Genomic DNA, 4,779 nt, shown 5'->3' with positions numbered 1-4,779 from the left:
TCTGATCGTTCAGTGTCGCGGTCATCACGGCACCCTCCTCACCAGGCACAACGCCCGGCAGGTCAGGCCGGAAACACCTTTAGATCCACAGACCCTCGTGCGGCGTCCTGTTTCACCGCGGAGTGCTCAACGCCTCTTGACGGACTTCAGCCGTTCTCGATGTTGCCTGATGGGGGAGTGTGAGCAGGTCAGGGCGGTAACGAGCCGGTGTGGTGGGTGGGCCTTGCGTTGGGAGCAGATTGGGTGCAGTCCGGCGAAGTGGTCACCGTAGCGAAGAGGTCGCCTGGGTGTGTCGCGGTCGGGGTCGCTGATCAGCAACGATGGTGCGCTCCGGCGTGGTTGACCTCCCAGTAGAGGTCGAAGTGGTCAGGCCTATCGTTCCGGGATGGCTGGCGCCGGCCGGTGTCTCGGGTCGCCTAACGCCAGGCCTGTACGTCTGCTGTAGATCGATGTGAAGCATTGCGGGCGAGCCTGGTGGAGTCCGTCACGGTTCCGTCATCTGAGACGCCGATCCCACGGGCAGCGCCGTGACCAGGCCCTTCAGGCTGGAGACCTCTTCGGCGAGCCCGAAGGCGTTAGTGCTGGCGCCCCCCGCGGAGGGGGTAGGCGGCGTCCGCTCATGCCGAGAAGCGCGCCTTCCGCACGCTCGCGCCGTGTCGGAATGGTTGATCGTGGCAGAGGTTCTGATCCCCCCGTCTGCTTATCCGCGACCGAGAAAGATCAATGCCGAGAGGGGTGGCAACTAGGGTAGTTCCCCCACGACAGTGCGGAGCCTGTCGAGCAGTTCTGGAGTGCTAAGTAAACGGGATCGGACAGCCTTCTCGTAGTCGTCGTGATTCAAAAAACGAAGACGCTTGGCTAAGGCGGTCAGGAACCCGCTGCTCCGTACCGAGAAGCGCTCAAGCACGCCATCGTAATCCGCACGGTCGATGCAGCCTCGCAGGTCCGCCTCTTGGGTCTGGTATGTCGAGTCGAGGTTAATGGTCACCGTCGACCCGGCCTGCATGAGTTCATTGGCTCCAGGGAGGTGCGCCATCGCCTGCTGACGAAGAACCTTAATCGCATTCTCGGATGCCAGATGCTTGATGTTCTGGTCGTTGAGCGACCTCAATGCTGCGCCTCGCGCCTCGGCAGCCATCGAGGCTCCATCCTCCCCGAGCGTCAAACCTTGATGCTCGGCGACGGCGTCGACTATCCAAGAGAGGTAGTACAGGTTCTCGACTTCGTTCACCGGCAGCACCAAGATCTTCTTCGCTGCCATCGCGGCGACTTCATTCGCACTGCGCGCGTCCCCGTCGAGCACGCCACGTCCGTCAACCCAGTGGAAAGACTCTGACTCATTGAGTCCCGCGACGGCCCGCTTGACTCCCTCACCACCCCCGCACGGCACGACCGATCTGTCTGGGAAGAGGAGGCGATACAGCGCAAAGTCGAGGCTTGAGACCTCACCTTCCACGAACAACAGTTTTGATCGACCTCCCAGAATAGCCTGACGGACGGAGTCGGGTACGTCCAACTTCCGTTGCTCTATTCGGACGGCCCAGCCCGATGGGTTTGGTCCGTTCCAGCTGACCGCACTCACAGTGCAAACGGTGGTAGACGTCGCGTCCAACTTGCTCAGCAAATCGAGATCATGCGTAAATAGAATAAACCCGGCATCAGGCCGCTCTAGCGTGAGGGCCACGATGAAGTCCGACGAGATCGATCGGTGCAAGTGTCGTTCGGGCTCGTCGACCAGCAACACGCTGCCAGGTGGGGCGAGCAGCGCCTCTGACGCCAGCAGGAACGCTCCCTTCTCGCCGTCTGACATCTGAGAGATCGGGTAAGCGGTACCGGCCTCGGTGACGGCGTCGAATCCACCCGTGTCCGCAACGCGAAAGCGAAGAGCCATGCCTGCAGCCGCGAAGACACGTTCGAGTTTGGCCAGCATGCCTTCTTCCACGCCATCGTCAGCAGCGGCTACCTCGCCTCGGTCGTATCGATCGGCAGCAAGGGCATTCCGCATGTTGACCTTCGCGAGCAGGTCGTACAGCACTCTCGCCGAACGCTGCTCGTCCAACACGACAGTGGTGCGAGAGTTGGGCTGCGAGTCGTAAGCTTCGAAGGTGGCCTCGGTCTGCGTCCGCTGGCTGGTTGTCATCTCCGCGCCAGCAGAGGACAGCCAGATTCGGCGGTGCGCGATGACTCTGACTATCGGCGCAGACGAATCTCCTTTGTTGACACTCATCCAGAAACTGAGGGCCGACTTCCCTGCCCCGTTGGGGCCGACGAAGACCAAGGTTTCGCCCGCGTGCACCGACAAGTCAAGGTACTTTGTGCCGTCCTGGCTAGGGACATTCCACCGCATCAATGGTGGGGCCTCCTGGGGCTGCATCATCGCCGAACTCCTCGCCTCACGTTGAATGCCTACCGCCCAGGAGACACTCCTGCAGGGTGGGCCATCAGCGTAGACGGGCGCTCAGCTCTCGAGTACCGCCCCTCGCCGAGGTCCCTTGTAGATGCTGATCGATGAGTGGGGTGAGCCATCAATTTCTGCGGGTCCTTCCGTTCAACCTCCGTCAGGAACCGAACCACTGCGTCGCCGTGGACAACGCCCACAGGTCGGCCATGATGGAGCAGCTCGACTTCGCACCCCGTCGCAGGCGGTAGGTGAGTCCTTCGGGAGCTTCGGTCATCCGTGCATCATCTGCCGCTGGCAGAGTTCACCGCGACGGGCTAACGCCGGCGTTGCCGCCGACGGCATCCGCTTCTGCCGCTGGTCGGGCGCCCGCCTCTGCGTCTCGGTCAGGAACGCGCGGCGCTGGCCTTGAGGCTCCGCAACTGTTCGACTTTGCGCTCGGCGTCCTGCCGCGAGTACGAGCCGATCCCCGATAGCGGCATGGCGTCGTCGCCGAGACGGAGGACGGGAGCGTAGAGCGGCAAGTCTCCCCGTACGTCGATCTGTACGCAGTCGACCGACTGGATCGCGCTCCACGGTGTGACCTGGTCACGGCTGTCAAAGCCGCGCACACGGACACCCTCTCCGCCGATTACCACGCCGAGTCGAAGAGCCCGCCAGATCCCGGCCATGCCGCTCGTGACGAGTAGGCATCCCAGCACGACGCCGAACCAGTCGCGCTCGGCCAGTACGTCCCCGGAGGTGAAGTACGTGACGCCCAGCAGGGTCCACACAGCAAAGATCGCGACAGGACTGGAATCTGGATGCGTGGCCTGATGACGATGCGGTGCATGGCGGAACATGCTACGGAGGCATGTCCGGCCAATTGGCGTACTCCAGTCCGGCTGCGGCGTTGGGGACCAACAGATCGTCGTCACGATCGGTGCACGGATCTTCCGCTGACAAGGCGCGGCGATCGTGAGCGTGCTGCCCGATCGACCGATGCGGCTGCGGGAGCAGTGCTGGCGCCAACCAAACACTGGCCGGCAGCCCGCAGTTCCGCCCCCGGCGGACTCGATTGGCCGCGACCCGCGGGACCGGTGGTACAGGGGTCTGCTCATCGCGATCGCGACATCGATCGCGGCGAGCATCCTCCTGTGCGGACTACGACAGGCACCCGGCGGCTGGTACGTGCCCCACGAACCCACCAACTGAGTGCCTCAGCCCAGCCCATGATCACCATCCGTTGGGCTACGAGTGCTGAACTTTTGGATCGTAGGGATCAGCCGCGGCCGGCGATCTCTACGAGAGTCTCCGGAGCGAGGGGTTTTCCGTTGACGTCGAGTGGCGTCACCGGAACTGCCCGATCGGTCGATCGGATCACCGACGTAGAGACGAGGAACACTCCGGAGTAAACCCGGGCGCGCACAGGTGTAGGCGACCCGACCGCGACGGCCGTCGCGCCAGCAAGGGACAACTGGCCCACTAGCCCATTGAGGACCTCGCTCACGCTGGACTGGTCGCCACCACTGCCTGCTCCGACGGCTGCCTGGTGCCGACCGGACAGCATGCTCTCGACATACCAGCCGGACGGCCCGGTCCAGAGCCGTAACGTGTGCTCGTCGTCGAGCGAGACCGTGTCGGCCAGGACATAGCCAGCTGGTGGTCGCCAGTCGCGTTCAGGTACAGCAGGGTTCGGGGCGACGCTGATGACCGCCGCGACGGCCAGGCAGACGGCCGCCAGCCCGATCAGGCTACGCATGTTCGAGCGGAATCCGGCGATGCCCATGATGCGATGCTCGCAGCAATCGGGGTCAGTCGGAGTGTCGGATCTTTCGCATGAGCATCGCCCCAGGGCCCCGGCAAAGTCGTGACGGTGTCTGACTTGGGAGGCTTGGAGTAGAAGCGCCGCTGTTGGTGGCAGCAAGACGGGCATGACCTGTTCAGAAGATCATCAAGGTTCCTACGCCATGCTGATCGTTCGAAGTGAGTCATGCCCGCGCTGCCATCATCGCTGATCTCGTCCTTGTCCCACGCACCGGCTCTGACCGTGCCGGAAGCCGCTGGTGGGCTGCCCACGGCGCTCGCCGGTCTGCCTGATCCACGGGCCCGGCGAGGTGTCCGGCACCGGTTGACAGTCGTGGTCACCGCGGCGGTGTGTGCCGTGGTCGCTGGCTATCGCTCGTACGCTGCGATCGCCGAATGGGTCGCCGACGTTCCGGCCGCGACAGCTCTCGCCCTGGGCATGACTCCCGATCGGCGCCCGTCGGAGGCGATGATCCGTCGCCTGTTGCAGGCCGTGGACCCTGCGGGTGCCGAAAACCATATCCGGGCTGGTCAGGCCGCATTCTCGTACTCATGTAGAAGCCCGCCGAGTCGGTCGTGTCGGTGGACGTTCAGGT

General features: G+C 63.7%; 4 protein-coding genes. 1 reads left to right on the top strand and 3 read right to left on the bottom strand.

The window, feature by feature from the left end:
* Positions 1 to 742 precede the first annotated feature (742 nt).
* From ACFY2Q_RS29450 to ACFY2Q_RS29440, 3 genes are all read right to left on the bottom strand, one after another.
* On the bottom strand, positions 743 to 2,377 hold the full coding sequence (locus ACFY2Q_RS29450; RefSeq protein WP_387135917.1) for an AAA family ATPase: 1,635 nt from the start codon (positions 2,375 to 2,377) through the stop codon (positions 743 to 745).
* A gap of 407 nt (positions 2,378 to 2,784) precedes the next feature.
* Positions 2,785 to 3,171, bottom strand: a complete 387-nt coding sequence (locus ACFY2Q_RS29445; RefSeq protein ID WP_387135915.1) for a PH domain-containing protein — start codon at positions 3,169 to 3,171, stop codon at positions 2,785 to 2,787.
* A gap of 488 nt (positions 3,172 to 3,659) precedes the next feature.
* Positions 3,660 to 4,166, bottom strand: coding sequence for a hypothetical protein (locus tag ACFY2Q_RS29440; RefSeq protein ID WP_387135913.1), 507 nt, complete (start codon positions 4,164 to 4,166; stop codon positions 3,660 to 3,662).
* 351 nt (positions 4,167 to 4,517) lie between these two features.
* On the opposite strand from ACFY2Q_RS29440, the gene ACFY2Q_RS29435 reads away from it, so the two are divergent.
* Positions 4,518 to 4,779 (top strand): transposase family protein (locus ACFY2Q_RS29435; RefSeq protein WP_387135919.1); only part of this gene is annotated, 262 nt, incomplete at its 3' end.

Source organism: Micromonospora sp. NPDC000316, assembly GCF_042898885.1.
Taxonomy (GTDB): Bacteria; Actinomycetota; Actinomycetes; order Mycobacteriales; family Micromonosporaceae; genus Micromonospora.
Note: the sequence above shows the minus strand (reverse complement) of the source record. Positions and strands in the feature narration are given on the sequence as shown.